This window comes from Actinoplanes sp. NBC_00393 (assembly GCF_036053395.1).
Classification (GTDB): domain Bacteria; phylum Actinomycetota; class Actinomycetes; order Mycobacteriales; family Micromonosporaceae; genus Actinoplanes.
Genome location: NZ_CP107942.1, coordinates 2,834,456 through 2,852,604 on the forward strand (window position 1 = coordinate 2,834,456; position 18,149 = coordinate 2,852,604).

The 18,149-nt window shown below is 71.4% G+C and carries 20 protein-coding genes and 1 pseudogene; 14 read left to right on the plus strand and 7 right to left on the minus strand.

Features of this window, described 5'->3' with window-relative positions:
- The first annotated feature begins 5 nt into the window (after positions 1-5).
- The gene (locus tag OHA21_RS13125; RefSeq protein ID WP_328473678.1) at positions 6-1,358 is read left to right on the plus strand and encodes a serine hydrolase domain-containing protein; all 1,353 of its coding nucleotides are present in this window, start codon (positions 6-8) and stop codon (positions 1,356-1,358) included.
- Positions 1,359-1,361: 3 nt separating this feature from the next.
- Here the strand turns inward: OHA21_RS13125 and OHA21_RS13130 are convergent, their stop codons facing one another.
- The 3 genes from OHA21_RS13130 to OHA21_RS13140 all read right to left on the minus strand — a co-directional run bounded on the left by OHA21_RS13130 (position 1,362) and on the right by OHA21_RS13140 (position 3,265).
- Positions 1,362-1,904, minus strand: a complete 543-nt coding sequence (locus OHA21_RS13130) for a histidine phosphatase family protein (RefSeq protein WP_328473680.1) — start codon at positions 1,902-1,904, stop codon at positions 1,362-1,364.
- 439 nt (positions 1,905-2,343) lie between these two features.
- On the minus strand, positions 2,344-2,604 hold the full coding sequence (locus OHA21_RS13135; protein WP_328473682.1) for a hypothetical protein: 261 nt from the start codon (positions 2,602-2,604) through the stop codon (positions 2,344-2,346).
- Between the two features lie 49 nt (positions 2,605-2,653).
- On the minus strand, positions 2,654-3,265 hold the full coding sequence (locus OHA21_RS13140) for a DUF1062 domain-containing protein (RefSeq protein WP_328473684.1): 612 nt from the start codon (positions 3,263-3,265) through the stop codon (positions 2,654-2,656).
- 193 nt (positions 3,266-3,458) lie between these two features.
- Here OHA21_RS13140 and OHA21_RS13145 point away from each other — a divergent pair, with 193 nt between their 5' ends.
- The 8 genes from OHA21_RS13145 (at position 3,459) to OHA21_RS13180 (ending at position 10,602) form a co-directional block, all read left to right on the plus strand.
- Complete coding sequence (locus OHA21_RS13145) at positions 3,459-4,172, plus strand: ABC transporter ATP-binding protein (protein ID WP_328473686.1); 714 nt, start codon at positions 3,459-3,461, stop codon at positions 4,170-4,172.
- Positions 4,169-5,479, plus strand: coding sequence for an FtsX-like permease family protein (locus tag OHA21_RS13150; RefSeq protein WP_328473688.1), 1,311 nt, complete (start codon positions 4,169-4,171; stop codon positions 5,477-5,479). The genes OHA21_RS13145 and OHA21_RS13150 overlap by 4 nt, the downstream gene beginning before the upstream one ends.
- Positions 5,479-6,684, plus strand: a complete 1,206-nt coding sequence (locus OHA21_RS13155; protein WP_328478398.1) for a sensor histidine kinase — start codon at positions 5,479-5,481, stop codon at positions 6,682-6,684. The genes OHA21_RS13150 and OHA21_RS13155 overlap by 1 nt, the downstream gene beginning before the upstream one ends.
- Position 6,685: 1 nt before the next feature.
- On the plus strand, positions 6,686-7,348 hold the full coding sequence (locus OHA21_RS13160; protein WP_328473690.1) for a response regulator transcription factor: 663 nt from the start codon (positions 6,686-6,688) through the stop codon (positions 7,346-7,348).
- Positions 7,349-7,418: 70 nt separating this feature from the next.
- Positions 7,419-8,159 (plus strand): alpha/beta fold hydrolase, encoded by a 741-nt coding sequence (locus OHA21_RS13165; protein ID WP_328473692.1) that lies wholly within the window; start codon positions 7,419-7,421, stop codon positions 8,157-8,159.
- Between the two features lie 33 nt (positions 8,160-8,192).
- Complete coding sequence (locus OHA21_RS13170; protein WP_328473694.1) at positions 8,193-9,377, plus strand: helix-turn-helix domain-containing protein; 1,185 nt, start codon at positions 8,193-8,195, stop codon at positions 9,375-9,377.
- 43 nt (positions 9,378-9,420) lie between these two features.
- A complete protein-coding gene (locus tag OHA21_RS13175) occupies positions 9,421-9,858 on the plus strand; it encodes an ATP-binding protein (RefSeq protein ID WP_328473696.1) in 438 nt (145 codons plus the stop codon).
- A gap of 27 nt (positions 9,859-9,885) precedes the next feature.
- Positions 9,886-10,602, plus strand: a complete 717-nt coding sequence (locus OHA21_RS13180) for a hypothetical protein (protein ID WP_328473698.1) — start codon at positions 9,886-9,888, stop codon at positions 10,600-10,602.
- Here the strand turns inward: OHA21_RS13180 and OHA21_RS13185 are convergent.
- Positions 10,595-11,095, minus strand: a complete 501-nt coding sequence (locus OHA21_RS13185) for a GNAT family N-acetyltransferase (RefSeq protein ID WP_328473700.1) — start codon at positions 11,093-11,095, stop codon at positions 10,595-10,597. The two genes, OHA21_RS13180 and OHA21_RS13185, sit on opposite strands and share 8 nt — an antisense overlap.
- A 114-nt stretch (positions 11,096-11,209) precedes the next feature.
- On the opposite strand from OHA21_RS13185, the gene OHA21_RS13190 reads away from it, so the two are divergent.
- From OHA21_RS13190 to OHA21_RS13205, 4 genes and pseudogenes are all read left to right on the plus strand, one after another.
- The gene (locus OHA21_RS13190; protein ID WP_328473702.1) at positions 11,210-12,286 is read left to right on the plus strand and encodes a serine hydrolase domain-containing protein; all 1,077 of its coding nucleotides are present in this window, start codon (positions 11,210-11,212) and stop codon (positions 12,284-12,286) included.
- Positions 12,283-13,065: a MerR family transcriptional regulator gene (locus tag OHA21_RS13195; RefSeq protein ID WP_328473704.1), complete on the plus strand. Its 783-nt coding sequence runs from the start codon at positions 12,283-12,285 to the stop codon at positions 13,063-13,065. The genes OHA21_RS13190 and OHA21_RS13195 overlap by 4 nt, the downstream gene beginning before the upstream one ends.
- A 130-nt stretch (positions 13,066-13,195) precedes the next feature.
- Positions 13,196-14,344, plus strand: coding sequence for an IS701 family transposase (locus OHA21_RS13200; RefSeq protein WP_442875155.1), 1,149 nt, complete (start codon positions 13,196-13,198; stop codon positions 14,342-14,344).
- Positions 14,345-14,544: 200 nt separating this feature from the next.
- Positions 14,545-14,757, plus strand: a pseudogene (locus OHA21_RS13205) (RidA family protein); the annotation flags it as partial.
- 87 nt (positions 14,758-14,844) lie between these two features.
- Here the strand turns inward: OHA21_RS13205 and OHA21_RS13210 are convergent.
- Together OHA21_RS13210 and OHA21_RS13215 are read right to left on the minus strand one after the other, a co-directional pair.
- Positions 14,845-15,255, minus strand: coding sequence for a hypothetical protein (locus OHA21_RS13210; RefSeq protein WP_328473706.1), 411 nt, complete (start codon positions 15,253-15,255; stop codon positions 14,845-14,847).
- A 108-nt stretch (positions 15,256-15,363) separates the two neighbouring features.
- Positions 15,364-15,975, minus strand: a complete 612-nt coding sequence (locus OHA21_RS13215; protein ID WP_328473708.1) for a TetR/AcrR family transcriptional regulator — start codon at positions 15,973-15,975, stop codon at positions 15,364-15,366.
- 77 nt (positions 15,976-16,052) lie between these two features.
- Here OHA21_RS13215 and OHA21_RS13220 point away from each other — a divergent pair, with 77 nt between their 5' ends.
- Positions 16,053-17,531 (plus strand): MDR family MFS transporter, encoded by a 1,479-nt coding sequence (locus OHA21_RS13220; protein ID WP_328473710.1) that lies wholly within the window; start codon positions 16,053-16,055, stop codon positions 17,529-17,531.
- Positions 17,532-17,629: 98 nt separating this feature from the next.
- On the opposite strand, the gene OHA21_RS13225 is transcribed toward OHA21_RS13220, so the two are convergent.
- Positions 17,630-18,142, minus strand: a complete 513-nt coding sequence (locus OHA21_RS13225; RefSeq protein ID WP_328473712.1) for an LpxL/LpxP family acyltransferase — start codon at positions 18,140-18,142, stop codon at positions 17,630-17,632.
- Positions 18,143-18,149 lie beyond the last annotated feature (7 nt).

Below are 18,149 nucleotides of genomic sequence, written 5' to 3' on the forward strand. Positions count from 1 at the left end.
TCGGCATGACGGTGGGAGGGCAGCTTCAAGGGTGGATCGATCAGGCGGCCGAGCGGCATCGGGTGCCGGGGGCTGCGGTGGCCGTCGGCGTCGGCGAGGAGCTCTTCGAGGCGGCCACCGGGGTGGTCAACCGGAACACCGGGGTGGAGGCCACGACCGACAGCCTGTTCCAGATCGGGTCGGTCACCAAGGTGTGGACGGCGTCGCTGGTCATGCAGCTTGTCGACGAGGGGCTCGTCGGGTTGGACGAGCCGGTTCGCACCTACCTGCCGACGTTCGGTGTGCGGGATGCGGGGGCGTCCGGGGCGGTCACCGTGCGGCAGCTGCTGTCGCACACGGGCGGGTTCGAAGGGGACCTGTTCGAGGACACCGGCCGCGGTGACGACGCCGTGCTCAAGCTGATCGACTACATGCGGGGCAACGCCGGCCAGGTGCACGCGCCGGGGGAGATGTTCTCGTACTGCAACAGCGGGTACTGCGCGCTCGGCGCCCTCGTCGCGCGGCTGCGCGGCGGGACCTGGGAGGCGGCGATGCGGGAACGCCTGATCGAGCCGATCGGGGCGAAGCACATGGCACTGTACGCCGAAGAGGCGCTGATGTTCCGCGCCGCGGTCGGACATGTCGGGGAATCGCAGCGGGTGTCGCCGCGGTGGCAGTTGCCGCAGTCGAACGCGCCGGCCGGGTCCACGCCGAGCGGGGCGCCCCGGGACCTGGTGCGGTTCGGGCGGATGCTGCTCGCGGACGGGGTGGCGGAGGACGGCACCCGGGTGCTGCCGCCCGGAACCTTCGCCGAGATGCGCCGGCCCCAGGTCACCCTGCCTGATCTCGGAGCGCGTCACCCGTACGCATGGGGCCTGGGTCTGATGCTCTTCCATTGGGACGGCGTCCCGGTGGTGGGCCACGACGGAAGCACGACCGGACAGCGCACGGCCTGGCGGATCGTGCCGGATCGTGGCGTGGTGCTGGCCGTCTTGACCAACGGCGGGGACGCGCAGCCCTTCATCGACGAGATGCTGGCTGAGATCCTCGCCGCGACCGCCGGGATCCGCGTGCCGGCACGGCTGCTGCCGCCGGATACGCCGGTGCCTTTCAGCGGTGACACGGTTGCCGGTCGCTTCGAGGGGCCGATGGCCCTCTTCGAGGTGACGGCCGATGCGGACGGAATAGCCCTCACCACCACCCCGAAAGGCCTGGCGGTGGAGTTCGAGGACGGGCCGAGCACAGCCCGGTACGTCCACGCCGGCGACAACCGTTTCGTTGGGACCGAGCGCGAGGAAGGACTGTATCCGCTGATCGCGTTCCTGCGGGACGGCCGCTATCTGTACAACATGCGAGCCAATCCGCGAACGCCGCGTTGATGGTCAGCGCAGGCGATACTCCCAGCCCTCGGCCTTCCAAAGGAAGTCCGCCGCGACCAGATCGTGAACGGTTCGACCGGTGGTCGCCTGTTCGAGGGCTCGGTACGTCGCGCGGTGGCCGATCACCATGACGCGCTGCCCGGCCCACCTGGTCGGCAGATCGGCGAGGAACCGCGTCACCCGGGAGATCGCCTCGGTGTGGCTCTCGCCGCCGGGATAGGGACGATCGCAGTAGTCGAGCCGGTCGCTGCTGATCTCGGCGGCGGGGGAGCCGTTGCGGGTGCCGAAGTCGCATTCGCGCAGCCGCCAGTCGTACAGAATCGGGATCCCGGTCTGGCCGAAGGCGATCTCCGCCGTCTGCGCGGCACGCCGCAGGTCGGAGCTGAACACCGCGGTAATACCGTCGCCGCGTCGCCGCCGCCCCATGGCGGCGGCGTTGGCCCGCCCCTGCTCGCTGAGGCGCCCCGGCAGCCATCCGGTGGCGATGCCGCGCTCGTTGTCCTCGCTCAGCGCATGGGTCTCGAACACCACCTCGATCGGCGTCATGCGGCTCACCGCACCAGACCCACGACCCCCGTGACAAGAAGCACCCAGAGGGCTTTCGGCGTCGGGGTCTCGCCATCGGTGCAGTGCCGGCGGCCCGTCTACCGAGCCACCCCGCCGCCCGCCTTGATCGTGAGACGCACCGGGTGGGCCGGCCGGGTCGCGCTGCAGGCGTGCCCCCGGCCGCCCTCCCCGGCCGGCAGAGCACCGCGCGCGGCGGCCGGCGCTCTGCGAGGGGAGACCTTCCGACAACGGCCACACCCGTGGCGGGTGTAGGTACACCCGCTACGGGTGTGCCGGCGTTCGGGAACCCCAAATGTCGCCCGGGCCGCCGTACCTGCCCGCCGGTTGGGGTCGAAGTCGTGTTCTCGGACCCGGCCCGGAGGAGACCCGGCCCGCCTCCGTCCACTCACCGCAGCCGAACCCGGACCACGAAGGGTGTTCAGAGCTCGCAGGGGTAGATCTCCACGGCGCGGGAAGGGGCTCTGCACTCGACCCAGGAATTCCAGGCCGGCGGAGGGACCGGGCCGGCGAGATCGAGCAGAACGGACGTCTCACCAAGGTCCAGGACCGCCACCTCGTCGGGCTGTGCGGCCAGCCGGCCGCGGAGGACCACCATGTCGGCGTCCATACCGATCGCCGGCGACGCCGCCGTGGCCATGGTCACCAGCGTTTGCGTGACAGCAGTTACCTCGACCAGCATCTGACGATCATCGTGGGCTGCGGGCCTGCCGGGCAGGCCCGCAGCCGGGTCAGCGTTTGAGCGTGAAGGTGAAGTCGCCGGCGAGCTTGCCGTTCAGGCGAACCGCCGAGACCAGCTTGCCGGCCGTGATCAGCCGGAGGACCTCGCCGCGGGTGAGGCCGCACCCGTCCGCGATCAGGCGCACCGGCCGGACCGGGATGGGCGCCGCGAAGCGGACCGCGATGTCGATCACCTCCTGGTCGAGGTGTTCCGATCCGCCGGTGTCGAGACGCCAGGCGTCGTCCCAGTCCAGGGCGATGTGGTTGCGGTGCTGCACATCCGGGTCCTGCAGCAGTTCCGCGACCAGACCACGGTCGTTGTCATGCAGCCGGTCCAGCAACGATGGCGGAATGGAACGCACATTGGTCCGCTCCAGCAGGGTCAGCTTGGCCGTGTCCCCGCAACCGGTACACAGCACGAGAAGCCAGGCGTCGAGCAGTTTGTGGTTGGCGTTGACCCGGAATTTGCCGCTCGCCCGGAAACGGTCGGCGGCGCAGGCGTGGCATCGACGGCGAACGAGGGGAAGGCGCGTGGGCACGACGGCCCAGATTTTGAGCACAGAGGTACACCGGTTCCTGTGAGAAATCCGCAGCAGAAAGGCGCGCGGCACGGCGCGCTGCAAATCAGTGCTTGGGATGTTTCACAGGATGTACAACGGCACGCCCATCACTCGACGACTCGGTTCCGCAGCACGGTAATAGCGCGCAACGGCGCCCGGCCACCCATTTTTCGCAGGCGAAGGTGCGGTCGACCGCACCATCGCCGGGCGGTCCACCCTGATGTGCGGGACCGCCGCCGCGACCAGGGTGAACGGCATGGATATCGCGGTGGAACTCAACCAGGTGTCACGCCGGTACACGCGGCGCGGCGCCCCGGCACTGAACAATGTGTCGCTCGCCGTGCCGGCGGGCTCGTTCGTCGCGGTGATGGGCGCGACCGGCTCCGGCAAGAGCACGCTGCTGCAGTGCGCGGCCGGCCTGGACCGGCCGACCGGCGGCACGGTACGCCTGGCCGGCCAGGACATCACCAGGATGCGGGAGCGCGCCCTGACCCGGCTGCGCCGCGACCGGGTCGGTTTCGTCTTCCAGTCCTACAACCTGCTGTCGGAGCTGACAGTCGGCCAGAACGTACGCCTACCGGGCCGACTCGGCGCGCCCCGCACCCGCGACGTCGACGATGTGCTCGACGCAGTCGGCCTGGCCGGGCTCGCCCGGCGCCCGGTCGGCGCGCTCTCCGGCGGCCAGCGGCAACGGGTGGCGCTGGCCCGCGCACTGGTCACCGCACCCACGGTGATCTTCGCTGACGAGCCGACCGGCGCCCTCGACCCGGCCACCGGCGCGCAGGTCCTGCGACTGCTGCGCGAGGCGGTGGACGACGACGGCGTCACTGTCGTGATGGTCACCCACGACCCGGTCGCCGCCGCGTGGAGCGACCGGCTGGTGCTGCTGCGTTCCGGCGAGATAGCGGCCGACGACCGTACCCCCGATGCTTCTGCCGTGGCCGAGCGCCTGGCGGGGGTGACCGCATGATCCTCGGGCTGGTGCGGCAGGCACTGCGCAGACATCCGTGGACGTTCGTCGGGCCGGCCTGCACGCAGGCGCTGGCCGCCACCATCGTGACCGCCTCGCTCGGGCTGCAGTCCTCGCTCCCGGCGGGGCAGGAGAGCAGCCTGACCGTCGTCGCGCCGCTGTTCGTGCTGATCTCCGTCTACCTGTCGCTGATCATCGTCGGCGTGACGATGGGTTCGGCGATCAGCCGCCAGGCCCGCGACATCGCGCTGGTCAAGACGATCGGCGCCGGCCCCGGGCAGGTACGCCGGGCGATCGCCCTGCAGGCCGCGGTGGTGTCCGTGCCGGCCACGCTGGCCGGCGCCGCGCTCGGCAGTCTGGTCGGCCGCTGGTGGGTGGCCGGCCTGGTCGCCAACGACGTGGCCCCGGCATCGGTCGTCTTCCACGCGCATCCGGCGGCGCTGCCGATCGCGTTCGCGGTCACCGTGCCCACCTCGCTGCTCGGCGCCCTGCTCGCCGCGATCCGGCTGTCGCGGGTGCGCCCGGCCGCCGCGATGAGCGACACCGCCGTGCCGCGGCGCAACATCGGGATCATCCGTACGGGCGCCGGGCTGCTCTTCGCCGCCGCCGGCATCGTCGCCGCCCAGCAGATCGCCACGATGAACGCCGAGGACGCCGGCGGGTCGGCGTTCATCGTGATGCTCGCGATGTGTATCGCCGCCGGGCTGCTGGGCCCGGTGCTGCTGCGCGCCGGCGCCCCGCTGGCCAGGCTCTTCGGCCGCACCGGCGCGATCGCCGCCACCAGCCTGGCGGTCCGCTCACGCTCGCTCTCCGGCGCGCTGGTGCCGCTGTCGCTGGCCACCTCGTTCGCCACCGTCAAGGTCGCCATGCACACCACGGTCGCCCACGTGACCGGCGTCGACGAGGCCCGCGACGTGCTCTGGCTCGACTATTCGGGCACGGTCGTCTACTCCGCCTTCGCCACGGTGGCGGCACTGGCCACGCTGGTCACGGTCACCATGGGCCGGCGTCAGGAGTTCGCGACCGTACGCCTGACCGGCGCGACGAAAGCGCAGGCCCTGCGCATCGTCGCCTGCGAAGCATTCGTGGTGGTCGTTACCGGGCTGCTCGTCGCAGCCGGTGCGGCGGCTACGCTGCTGGTGCCGTTGCTGCACGCGAGCCTCGGCGTCACGATGCCCTACCTGCCGGCGGGGGCGATCATCGCGGGGGTGCTCGGCGTGGTTCTGGTGGTGGGTCTCGGCATGCTGCTGCCCGCCGCAGTCCTGCTGCGCCGCCGGCCGCTCGAGGCCGTCAGCGTGGACGCGTGATGGTCCTGCGGATCCTGCGGGCGCCGGTCGAGGCCCGCACCTGGCGGGCCGTCGGCTACGCGCTGACCAGCCTGTTCCTGGCCCTCCCGCTGTTCGCGCTGGCCGTCCTCGGTCTGCTCGCGTCGGTGCTGTCGGTGCTCACCGTCGGCCTGCCGTTCCTGGTCGCCGTGCTGTTCCTGCTGCGCGGCACCGCGCGCTGGGTGCGGGCCCCGGCGCGGTCGCTCCTCGGCTGGGACTGGCCGGCGCCGCAGCCGCTGGGCCGCCGGAGCAACCCGGTGCGCTGGGCCACTGCCGTCCTGCGTGATCCCACCGGGTGGCGCGCGCTCGGCTACTGCCTGCTGAAACTCCCGCTCGCGGTGATCACCGTCTACCTCGGAGTCTTCATCCTGGTCGGGCTGGCCGCTGTCACATCCCCGGCCTGGTGGTCGTTCGCGCACGAGACCCTGGGCGCCCCGCAGGAGATCGCCTGGTCCACCGTGGCCATCGGCGCCTCCTGCGCCCTGATCTGCCCGTGGCTGGTCCGGCTCTGCACCGCCCTGGACCGCGTCCTGATCCGCGCACTGCTCGAACCGGACCCGGCCCGCGCCCGGATCGCCCAGCTCGAGGCCGGCCGGGCGGCCCTGCAGGCGGACGCGGCCGCCGTGCTGCGCCGCGTCGAACGCGACCTGCACGACGGCACCCAGGCCCGCCTCGTCGCGCTCGCGGTGTCGCTGTCCCGGATCGAACGCCGCACCGGCGACGAGGTCCGGCCCCTGGTCCGCGACGCGCAGGACAACATCACCGAGGCGCTCGCCGAGCTGCGCGACATCATCCGCACCATCCACCCGCCGGCGCTCGACGACGGTCTGCCGACCGCCCTGCAGACCCTGGCAGCGCGCAGCCCGGTGCCGGTGGACCTGCGCGTCGACCTGGCCGGGCGGCCCAGCGACGCGGTCGCCTCGGCGCTGTACTTCAGCGTCGCCGAACTGCTCACCAACGTCGCCCGGCACGCCCGGGCGGGCCGGGTCAGCGTCGCCCTCGACGAGCACGACCACACGGTACGGCTGAGCGTGCGCGACGACGGCCGCGGCGGCGCCCGGCCCGGCGACGGGAGCGGGCTGGCCGGGCTCACCCGCCGGGCCACCGCCCTGGACGGGTCGCTGACCGTCGACAGCCCGGCCGGCGGGCCGACCACCATCACCCTGACCCTGCCGAAGGAGAGCTGACATGCGCACCGTCATCGCCGAGGACAACCCGGTGCTGCGCGACGGGCTCACCCGGCTGCTCGCCGACTACGACATCGACGTGCTGGCGGCCGTCGACAACGCCGACGACCTGGTCACCGCCGCGGCCTCGCTGCAACCGGACATCGTGGTCGCCGACGTACGGATGCCGCCCACCCACACCGACGAGGGTCTGCGCGCCGCCCTGCGCATCCGGCAGGACCACCCGGACATGGGTGTGCTCGTCTTCTCCCAGTGGGTCGAGACGTCGTACGCCCGCCGGCTGCTCGCCGACCACCCGGCCCGGATCGGCTACCTGCTCAAAGACCGCATCGTGCGCACCGACGACTTCGTCGACGCGCTGCGCCGGGTCGCCGCCGGCGGCACCGCCCTGGACCCCGAAGTGGTCCGGCAGCTGCTCGCCGCGCCCGCGGTGGACCGGGGCGTGGCCAGCCTGTCGCCCCGCGAACGCGAGATCCTCGACCTGGTCGCGCAGGGCCGCTCCAACCCGGCGATCGCCGAGCAGCTGAACCTGGCCGGGCGCAGCGTGGAGAAGCACGTGACGGCCATCTTCACCAAGCTCGACCTGCCGCAGGCCCGCACCGATCACCGCCGGGTGCTGGCCGTGCTGCGCTATCTCAACGCCTCGGCGGCCGGTGATCGGTGATCTTTGTGGGTATGTCCAGGCGGTGCCGGAGGACGAGGGATTCGAAAGCCGCTGGGTGACGGTGCGCGGTGTGCGTACCCATGATCGGCACTGCTGCCGTGCCCGCGGCCTGCCGGTGGTCCTGGTGCACGGTCTCGCCGTGTCGCACCGCTACCTGATGCCCACCGCGCGCGTCCTGGCCGCCCGGCACCCGGTGCTCGTGCCGGATCTGCCCGGCTTCGGGCACAGCGGCAAACCCCCGGCGGCGTACGACGTGAGCCGCCACGCCGACCACCTGGCCGGCTGGCTCGACCACCTCGGCCTGGACCGGTCCTGCCTGGTCGGGCACTCCTTCGGCGCCGAGGTGGTCGCCCGGCTCGCCGTGCAGCGCCCGGACCTGGTGGCCGCGCTGGTGCTGGCCGGCCCCACCACCGACCCGCGAGCCCGGTCCCGGCGGGACCTGATCGGCCGCTGGGCGCTCGACCTGTTCGTCGAACAGCCCTGGCAGGCCCTGGTGCTGGCCCGCGACGTGGCCGACGCGAAGCCGTGGCGGGTCCTGTCCACGGTCGGCCATTCGGTGCACAACGCCATCGAGGACGACCTGCGCCGGCTGCCGGCGCCGCCGCTCGTGCTCGGCGGCTCCCTCGACCCGGTGGCACCGCCGCGCTGGCGCGCCGAGGTGGCCGCGATGACCGGCGGCACGTCGGTGACTGTGCCGGCGGCCGCGCACAACGTGCTGACCACCTCGGGCCGCCGGTCGGCGCAGGCCATCGCCACCCATTTGTGCCGGACGTACCCGTTGTCCGCCCGCAGTCGCGCTGGGACGCTTTGATGAACTGACCGTCGTCGGCTGATCGGGGAGGCCGTGGACAGCGAACAAGTGGGTGCCAGGCTGCGGCGCTGGCGGCTGCGCCGGGGCCTGACCCAGCGAGTGCTGGCCGAGCTGGCCGGCTTCAGTCAGGGCTACGTCGCGCAGATCGAGAGCGGCCTGGCGCCGCTGGACCGGCAGGCCACCCGCGCGGCGCTGGCCCGGGCCCTGCAGATCTCGGTGGCGGAGCTGACCGGCCGGCCCGGCGAGGACCCCTGCGACACACCGGTCAGCGCCGCGGCGATGGCCGGCCTGCGCTCCGGCGTCATCGCGCTGACCATGCCGGCGGTCACCGCCGGCGACGACCCGCCGGACGGCTGCACGGACACCGCGGTGCTCGACCACTACTTCGACGCCTGCCGGTACGACCTGCTCGTCCCCGCGCTCGCCGCGACCCTGACCGCCCTCGCCATCGAGTCACGGACCGTCACCGGCCACGCGAAACGGCTGCACCAGCGCCGGACCGTCGAAGCCTGCTCGACCACCGTGTCCACCTGCGTGCAGCTCGGCCACCCGGACCTGACCCTGGCCGTCGCCGGGGTGGCCATGCACACCGCGGAGGACCTCGGCGAACCCGCCTACGTCGGGCTGGCGAACTACGCCCGGATCCGGGCCGTGGCGGGGACGACCGGCGCGCAACGGGTCGCCGCCGAAGGCATCGACCGGCTCGCCCCGTTCGCCGGCGCGGATGCCGCGGCCGCCAGCACCTACGGCATGCATCACCTGATCAGCGCCGAACTCGCGGCCCGGGCCGGGCTGGCCGCGGCGGCGTCCGCGCACCTCGGCGAGGCGGCCCGGGTCGCCGCGCACACCGGTGAACGCGGCAACGACTGGTTCAACTTCGGGCCGACCAACGTGGGGATGTGGCGGGTTGCCGTACTCGTGGCGCTCGGTGACGGTCCGGCTGCCCGGACCGCGCCGCCCGGCTTCCGGCCGGACTTCCTGGCGTCCGCGCACCGCCGGGCCACCTATTTCATCGACCTGTCCCGGGCCCTGCTGCAGGGTCGCGGCCAGGACGAGGCGGCAGCCGTCGCGCTGTACCGGGCCGAGGCGATCGCCCCGCAGCAGGTGTCCACGTCCGACGGCGCCCGCGACGCCCTGCGCATCCTGCTGTCGCGGCCCCGCTACGGCCGTGACAGCCGGGTGCGCGGGCTCGCCCGCCGCGCCGGGATCCGCGATTAATTCCGGTAATAGTCCGCGACCCGCGACCGCTTAGCGTCCGACCATGACACAGCAGCAACAGCAGCTGACCGGTGAACCGGGGGAGCCGGCGCCGTACGTGACCGTCGGGTTGCTGCCCGACCCGGACGCGCCGAGCCTGGCGCGCACCCTGGTGGCCGACACCTGCCTGGCCTGGGGCCTGCCGCAGCTGCTGCACCCGGCCCGGCGGGTGATCTCCGAACTGGTCACCAACGCGGTCGAGCACGCCGGCACCGACGTGCAGGTCACCATCACCCGCCGCCGCGAGGGTCTGCACCTGGCCGTCTGCGACGGCAACGCCCAGCTGCCCCGACTGCGGGCGCTGGCCCCGGTCCGCCGGGGCACACCCCTGGACGATCGCGGGCAGGGTCTGCAGGTGGTCCAGGCCACCGCGACCCGATGGGGAGCGGTACGCATACCGACCGGCAAGATCGTCTGGGCGGTGCTGCAGTGCCCCGACTGAATCGATGATGTTGAGTACGGTGTCGGGGTGACGCGGACAGCTGCGATTCGTGAACTTCTGCAGGACGGTGCCCGCTACGACGCCGCACGCCTGATCGAGCTGGCGGGCGAACTCGACCTGCCCCTCGCCGACGTACTGGTCCTCGCCGGCCGCCCGGTGCCCTCGTCGCTGCTGCCACCGCAGCGCAAACCCGAGGTCGTGCGCGAGTTCGCGTACCGGGTCACCTTCGGCGACCACCCGCACCTGGCCGCCCTCGCCGCGTTCGCCCGGTCCCTGGCGCCGCCACCCGGGCTGGACGTGCCGGACGAGGTGACGGCCGCCGCACCGGGCACCGACCGGTTCCCGGAGATCCTCGCCGCCTTCCTGCGCAACCGCGGCATGGGTCTGAGCGAGTTGCCGTTCACCGGGCTGTCGCGCGCCACGATCCGGGGCATGCTCGGCGGCGGCTGGCACAATCTGCAGCAGCTCAAGGCCATGGCCGGGCCGCTCGGCTGGCGGTACGCCGACCTGGCCGCCGTCGCAGGGGAGCCGCTGGGGCCGGTCAACGACTGCTCGACCATGTGCCATCACGTCGGCAAGGTCTACGTCGCGGCGATCCCGCTCACCACCGGCCAGCTCATCCAGGTCGCCGAACACGCCGACCGGCTCAGCGGCCGGCAGGACCGGGGCGCCTGGCAGCCGTGGGCGCAGCGCACCGACACCTGCCCGGACGGCGAGGACCCGTACCGGCCGTTGATCAGCTGACCGCCCGGACCATCCGGATCTCCCGGATCCCGCCGTCGACCTGGACCGCCCCGTCGGCCATGAACCCGTGCTTGCGGTAGAACGCCTGAGCGCGCGGGTTCGGGTCGGCCACCCACAGCGCCGCCGACTCGCCCGGATCGACGACCGCTTCCAGCAGCGCGCGTCCGGCGCCGGTGCCGTGCTCGGCGGCGCACACGTAGAGCACATACAACTGCCGTCCCCACGCCGCCCCGGCGTCCAGCGGCGGGCCGGACATCGCGATGCCGATCAGCTCGCCGTCGCGCTCGGCGACCGCCACCCGGTTCGCGCGGTACCGCTCGTCGGTCAGCGCGGCCGTCCAGAACCGCTGCCGCGCAGGCACGAAGCCCGGGTCGTCTAGGACAGCGTCCGGCACGATCCCGCGGTAGGTCTCCTGCCAGCTGCGCACGTTGACCAGCGCCATCTGCCCGGCATCCTCGGCTCGGGCGGGGCGCACGGTCAGCGGCGAACCCACGGCCGCATCGTAGGGCCCGTGCACATGTGTGAGCCAGGTCACTGTTGAGGTTGACCTTGGGTCAAGGCGGAGTCTTCTCGCAGCCGCAGTACAGACCGCAGAGGAGTAGACACCATGTCGCAGTTGCAGACGGCGATCGAGGAGATCGTCGAGTCCGGATTCGTCGGGGTGTCGTTGCGCGTGCACGACGAGCAGGGGGAGTGGGTCGGCAGCGCCGGGGCCGCCGAGCTGGGCGGGACCGAGAAGCCGCCGGTCGACGGGTATCACCGCATCGGCAGCAACACCAAGACGTTCACCGCGACTCTCGTACTGCAGCTGGTCGCCGAAGGCAGGCTCGGGCTGGACGATCCGGTCGGCAAGCACCTCAGCGAGTTCGGGGTGGACCAGCGGATCACGGTGCGGATGCTGTTGCAGCACACCAGCGGGCTGTTCAACTTCACCGGTGAGGTTTACCCGGACGGGACGATCGCGCCGGGGATCGCCATTCCGTACGGCCCGACTGGGCAGCAATGGCTGGACAACCGGTTCCGGACCTATCGGCCCGAGGAACTGGTGCGGCTCGCGCTGGGCGAGCCGGCCCGGTTCGAGCCGGGAGCGGGCTGGAGCTACTCGAACACCAACTATGTGCTCGCCCGGCTGCTCGTCGAGAAGGTCACCGGTCGTTCGTACGCTCAAGAATTGCAGCGTTTGATCGTCGGGCCCCTCGGGCTGGCCGGCACCCTGGTGCCGGACGCCTCGCCGGAGCTGCCCGCGCCGCACGCGCACGCCTACTACCGGCACGGTGACACGATCGTTGACGTCACCCGGCAGAATCCGTCCTGGATCTCCACCGGCGGTGACATGATCTCCACCAACCGGGACCTGCACACGTTCATCTCGGCGCTGCTGGGCGGCCGGCTCCTGCCGGCTGAGCTGCTGACCGAGATGTGCAGGCCGCTCCCGACCGGCATCCCCGACATGGAGTACGGCCTGGGCGTCTTCGTAGTGACCACGGATAGTGGCGGCACGCTCATCTCGCACAACGGGGCGGCGGTCGGGCATGCGGCGCTGATGTACAGCACGCCCGACGGCCGCAAGACCCTCACCGCCACGCTGAACTGCGTCGACGACGCCACCCTGTCGATCGGTCCGGCGTTCCAGAAGGCCCAGCAGCGGCTCGTCGGCGAGGTATTCGGCAGAGTGAGCGGATGAGCAACGGGGTGACGATCGGGCAGGCGGCCGCGTTCGTCGGCGTCACGATCAAGACGGTGCGGCACTACCACAAGCTCGGCCTGGCCGAGGAGCCGCACCGTGACAGCTCCGGCTACCGGCGGTACGGATCGGCCGACCTGCTGCGGCTCGTGCAGGTGCGGACGCTGGCCGAGGCCGGGGTGCCGCTGGCCGAGATCGGGCCGATGCTCGACGCCGACGGTGAGGGGTTCGCCGCCGCGCTCGCCGGCGTCGAGCGGCAGCTCACCGCACGCATCGACGAGCTGACGGCGCGGCGCGACACGCTGCACCGGCTCGCCGACGGTGACCGGGCCCTGCTGCCGGACCGTGCTGTCACTCTGCTGGAACGGATGCCGGGCCTCGGCTTCACCGAGGCCGAGGTGGCCGCCACCCGGGACGGCTGGGTGCTGGCCCGGGCCCTGGTCCCGGACGGCTTCGACGACTACCTGACCCACTTCGAGCACGCCCTGCAGGACACCCGCCTGGTCACCCTGACCAGGCGGGCCGCCGAAGCCGCGGCCTGGGAGCCGGACGACCCCCGCATCGCCGAGCTCGCCACCGCTGCGGCCGAGCACTACCTCGCTGATCCCGTGCTGCTGAAGACCGTTACCGGCCTACGTGCCCGCACCGAAGCTGCTACCCGGTACACCCTGATCGCCCACCACGGCGAGGAGCCGACGCCGGCCGCGGCACGGCTGACCGCGCTGTTCGAGGCCAGGCTCCGCGCCGCCGGCATCCACATCCCCGCGACGTCCCGGTGAAGCCCGCTTGACGCCGTCGCACGGTATGCCTATGACCATGCAGACGGTTCCGCACAACCCGGCCGGCGCGGTCTAATACTGCTACGGCGGATCACTACTTCGAGTAGTTCTGGATCGTTTGCCGGACGTGGTGACGGTTGAGCAGGTTCAGGGTTGGGATGAGGCGTTCCAGGAGTTCTTCCTGGAGTTCTCGCACCATTTCGGCCGGGTGGAGACCCGCTGGCAGGCACGGAAGTACTTGCGCGGATTGATGGCTCCGATCGAACGGCGTAACAGCTGGACCCTCGCCGAGCATGCCGGTGATGCCACCCCGGACTCGATGCAAGCGCTGCTGTGCAGCCCGTGTTTCGACCGGGACGCGGTCCGTGACGCTGTCCGGGCCCGGATCGTCGCGGAGCTCGGCGATCCGGGTGGAGTGCTGGTCGCTGACGAGACCGGGTTCATCAAGAAGGGCAAACACTCCGCCGGGGTCCAACGGCAGTACACCGGGACCACCGGCAAGGTCGACAACTGCCAGATCGGGGTTTTCCTCGCCTATCACGCCCCGGCCGGGCAGGCGTTGATCGACCGGGAGCTGTATCTGCCGGCATCGTGGACCGACGACCGAGACCGGTGCCGCAAGGCGAACATCGGCGACGAGGTCGCGTTCGCGACCAAACCACAGCAGGCGAAAACCATGCTGGAACGCGCCGTCGACGCCGGGACGCCGTTCGCCTGGTTCACCGCCGACGAGGCCTACGGCCAGAACCGGGGTCTGCGCGACTGGTGTGAAGAACAAGACATCCACTACGTGATGGCCACCCGCAAAGATCATGAGGTGCCTGCCGGACTGCACACCACCACCCGCGTCGACGCCCTCATCAGCCGAATCCGGGCCGGGGCATGGCGGCGGATCTCCTGCGGCGACGGCGCCCATGGGCCGCGGGTCTACGACTGGGTGTCCACCCCGATCCGTGCTGAGTTCCCGCACGGCCGCCGCGGCTGGGTTCTCGCCCGCCGCAACATCAACACCGGCGAGCTGGCCTACTACGTGTGCTTCGGCCCGCGCGGTACCCGGCTACGGACTCTCGTTCGCACGGCGGGCTCACGGTGGGCGGTCGAGGAGGGCTTCCAGACCACCAAGAACGAGGTCGGCCTGGACCAGTACCAGGCCCGCCGCTACGACGGCTGGTATGCCCACATCACCCTGGCCATGGCCGCCGCCGCGTTCCTCATCGTCACCCGCACCACCGAGAACGCCGCCAGCAAACACCCGCCGACGATGACGAGGACGGCCTGATCCCGCTGACCGTCAACGAGATCAGACGCCTGTTCGCCGCTCTCGTCCTGGCCGTTCAGCACCCCGCCGCACACATACTGGCCTGGTCCAACTTCCGCCGCCGCTGCCTGCAGCGAGCCCGCAACTCCCACTACCGCAAACGACTCAGCACGCTCGGAAGCTACGAACCCCCGTAGCAGTACTAAGCCGCGACCGGCGACTACGTCCACGCCATGGAGGTCCGCGGCGCCCAGCGGATGCCCTTCGTCGCCGGCACCATGGGACTCGACCCGGCCGGCGTCCCCGGTGCTGACCTGAACGAGCAGCTGGAGCTGCTCTGGTCCAACATCCGCGCGATCCTCGCGTCCGCAGACATGACGGTGGACCACATCGTCCGGCTCACCAGCTACCTGCGCGACCCGGGCTACGCCTAGGCGAACGCTGCTGCCCGGATCAAGGCCCTGGGCGGGCGGCCGGCGACGCCGATGCAGCACGCTGTGCGATGACCCGTCTCCTGCGCGTCAGGAGAAGCACCTTGTCGCGACCGTGTCGGTCTCGCTGTAGATCCTGAAGTCAGGCACATACCCCCATGTGTTGGCGGGAGTATCGGCCTTGGTGTAGAGCCAGCGGGTCGGATGCGGACCTCGGCCGTGATATTCGCCGTGGTCGTTGAAGCACATGAACCAACTGCGTGATGTCGTCAGCTTTCCGGCCGGTTCGGCGAACGTCGCACCCGAATAGACCGTCGTCGGAGCCACGTTGTCGCAATACGCGATCCGCGCGGTGTACGGCGGATGATTGGGATTGGTCTTGTAAGTGTTGGTCTGGACGCACGCACTGGCTGCATACACCGGCGACGTGGGTAGGGCGATCATGGCAAAGGTTGCCACCGAAGTGGCGGCCAATGCGCTGATCCGCTGCGATCGGGACATGCGGCAAATCTCCTTTGCTCCGGCCGGCGCGCTGAGTGGAACCGGCACGCCGCCGATACTGCGGAGGGAGCTATTCGCCGCGCAAACACTTCACGATTCGTCGAAACGTCATCGCGCGAAAACGCTCTGCAGCATTTCGTATTGGAACGCGCACGCCTGACGGAACACCTCCACGAGATCGGTGTCCTCACCGGACTGGCGGCGCATCGCCCACTCGTCGAGCGCGGCCCGCATGGCAGCCGTGACCGTGTCCATCATCACCCGGGCGCGCAGCTCCGACCCGCCGCCGAGAGCGGAGGCGATCCGGTCCTGGTTGGCGCGGCAGAACTCGGCGTCCAGATTCATCGCGACCCGGCGCAGGTTGTCGTCGCGCGCGACCAGGCAGCGGACCCGCAGCAGCCGGTCGATCGGCGCGCTGCCGCCCGCGCTCAACTCGGCGAGTGCCGCCGAGACGGCCTCGAAGACGTCCGGCAGTCCGCTCGAACCGGCGATCCGGGTGGCGATGGCCTCCTGGAAAACCCGATTGACGTCGAGGGCGGCATCTTCTTTGGTGGGGAAGTAGCGGAAGAACGTCCGCTGCGAGACACCGGCGGTCGCGGCGATGTCCTCGACGGTGGTGCGCTCGGACCCGCGCTGGGCGAACAGGTCGATGGCCGCGGCCTCGATCTCGGCACGGGTGGCGAGTCGGCGCCGCTCCCGCAGATCCGTGGTGTCAGTCACGCGCACCATGCTAGCGCTTGCCGAGTTGGCAGTCACTGCCACTATGCTGGTTGCTGCCACTCAACGGAGGAGCTCCTGTGACCACCGCATCTCGGACCACCGCGTCAACCGCACCGCCGGAGGACCGGACAACCGGGCTGAGCAGCTCCGACCGGACCCTGATCGGCCTGCTCGTGTTCTCCGCGTTCGTCGTGATCCTCAACGAGACGGTCATGTCGCTCGCGCTGCCGCGCCTCATGGCGGACCTGCAGATCTCCGCGGCGACCGGGCAGTGGCTGACCACCGGCTTCCTGCTGGCGATGGCCGTGGTCATCCCGGCGACCGGCTTCATCATGCAGCGCTTCACGCTGCGCCAGATCTTCGTCGCCGCGATGGGCCTGTTCAGCCTCGGCACCGCCATCGCCGCCGCCGCACCCGGCTTCGAACTGCTCCTGGCCGGCCGCATCGTGCAGGCCGCCGGCACCGGTGTGATGATCCCGCTGGTCATGACGACCGCGATGACGCTGGTCCCGCCGCACGCCCGCGGCCGGATCATGGGCCTCATCTCGATCGTCATCTCGGTGGCGCCCGCGGTCGGCCCGACCATCTCCGGTCTGGTGCTGTCCCGGCTGAGCTGGCGCTGGCTGTTCCTGGTCGTCCTGCCGATCGCCCTGCTCACCCTGGCACTGGGCGCCTGGAAGGTCCGCAACATCACCACGCCGAAGCAGGCGCACCTGGACGTACTCTCTCTGGTCCTGTCCGCCGCCGGTTTCGGCGGTCTGATCTACGGCCTGTCGAGCCTCGGTGAAGCCGCCGGTCACGCCCCGGTCGCGCCCTGGATCCCGGTCACCGCCGGCCTGGCTGCCCTCGCCCTGTTCGTGTGGCGCCAGCGAGCCCTGCAGAACGGCCGCGGCCCGCTGATGGACCTGCGCGTCTTCCGGCACCGCTCGTTCACCGTCAGTCTGCTCGTACTGGTGACGGGTTTCATCGGCCTGTTCGGCGCGCTGATCCTGCTGCCCATCTACCTGCAGAACGTGCACGGCACCGGCACCCTCGAGGCCGGCCTGCTGGTCCTGCCCGGCGGCGTCGCCATGGGCGTGCTGTCGCCGATCGTCGGCCGCCTCTACGACCGCTTCGGCCCGCGCCCGCTGGTGCTGCCCGGCACGATCGCCCTCACCGCCGCGCTGTGGTTGCTGTCCACAGCCGGCCCGACGACGCCGCTAGCCCTGGTGGTCGGCTACCACGTCCTGCTGACCAGCGGCCTGGCCACGTTGCTGACCCCGCTGATGACCGCCGCGCTCGGCGCCCTGCCCGCTGACCTCTATGGCCACGGCAGCGCCATCATCAGCACCTTGCAGCAGGTCGGGGGCGCGGCCGGCACGGCCCTGTTCATCACCGTGCTGTCCAAGACCACCACGTCGCGCCTCGCCGACGGCGCCGACACCCTGTCGGCCACCACGGCCGGCATCCAGCAGGCTTTCCTGTGGGGCGCGGCCATCTCCCTGGTCGCGGTCGCAGTCTCCCTTCTGGTACGCCGTACCGAAGCGGTCGTCCCGGGCCACGCCGCCATCCACTGACCACGTCGGCCGGCCGGTGTTGTCCGCCCGGATCAGCGCCTCTGAGCGTCCGAGCGGCCCTGCCGGCCGTGACAACCCTCAGCGCCGCCGGCTTCTGCTCAGGTCCGGTGGGCTGGGGCCGGCCAGACCGGTTGCAGCACGTGCCAGTCGTGGGGATGCCGGCGGACCGCGTCCGTGAAGACGTCGGCCAGCTCCTGCGTCATAGCCGCCACCCGGGCCCGGGTGGCGGCTTCACGGCCCGGGAGGATCTCCGGGTGGATCCGGACCCGCAGTCGCGGACCGTTGTACCAGAGCGACACGGGCAGCAGCGCGGCCCCGGTGCGCAGCGCCAGCTGCGCGGGCCCGGCCGGGAACGTCGTCGGCGCGCCGCAGAACCGCACGCCGATGCCGGCCGCGGACGTGTCCCGGTCAGCGACCAGGCACACCACCTCGCCGGCACGCAGCCGCTGGGCGAGCGTGGTGACCGTCCGCCGAGTCTCGTCGGCGGGGAGCACCTCGATGCCGAGCGCCGCACGGTGGCTTACGAACCGCTGATAGAGCCGCTCCGGCCGCAGGCGTTGCGCGACCGTGGCGAACCGGTGCCCGCTCAGCACCAGCGCGGCGCCGGCCATTTGAGTA

What these genes read in the sequence shown, in the direction of transcription:
- OHA21_RS13125 (WP_328473678.1), top strand. Translation starts at nt 6, where the DNA reads ATGACGGTGGGAGGGCAGCTTCAAGGGTGGATCGATCAGGCGGCCGAG.
- OHA21_RS13130 (WP_328473680.1), bottom strand. Translation starts at nt 1,904, where the DNA reads ATGACGCCGATCGAGGTGGTGTTCGAGACCCATGCGCTGAGCGAGGAC.
- OHA21_RS13135 (WP_328473682.1), bottom strand. Translation starts at nt 2,604, where the DNA reads ATGCTGGTCGAGGTAACTGCTGTCACGCAAACGCTGGTGACCATGGCC.
- OHA21_RS13145 (WP_328473686.1), top strand. Translation starts at nt 3,459, where the DNA reads ATGGATATCGCGGTGGAACTCAACCAGGTGTCACGCCGGTACACGCGG.
- OHA21_RS13150 (WP_328473688.1), top strand. Translation starts at nt 4,169, where the DNA reads ATGATCCTCGGGCTGGTGCGGCAGGCACTGCGCAGACATCCGTGGACG.
- OHA21_RS13155 (WP_328478398.1), top strand. Translation starts at nt 5,479, where the DNA reads ATGGTCCTGCGGATCCTGCGGGCGCCGGTCGAGGCCCGCACCTGGCGG.
- OHA21_RS13160 (WP_328473690.1), top strand. Translation starts at nt 6,686, where the DNA reads ATGCGCACCGTCATCGCCGAGGACAACCCGGTGCTGCGCGACGGGCTC.
- OHA21_RS13175 (WP_328473696.1), top strand. Translation starts at nt 9,421, where the DNA reads ATGACACAGCAGCAACAGCAGCTGACCGGTGAACCGGGGGAGCCGGCG.
- OHA21_RS13190 (WP_328473702.1), top strand. Translation starts at nt 11,210, where the DNA reads ATGTCGCAGTTGCAGACGGCGATCGAGGAGATCGTCGAGTCCGGATTC.
- OHA21_RS13195 (WP_328473704.1), top strand. Translation starts at nt 12,283, where the DNA reads ATGAGCAACGGGGTGACGATCGGGCAGGCGGCCGCGTTCGTCGGCGTC.
- OHA21_RS13210 (WP_328473706.1), bottom strand. Translation starts at nt 15,255, where the DNA reads ATGTCCCGATCGCAGCGGATCAGCGCATTGGCCGCCACTTCGGTGGCA.
- OHA21_RS13225 (WP_328473712.1), bottom strand. Translation starts at nt 18,142, where the DNA reads ATGGCCGGCGCCGCGCTGGTGCTGAGCGGGCACCGGTTCGCCACGGTC.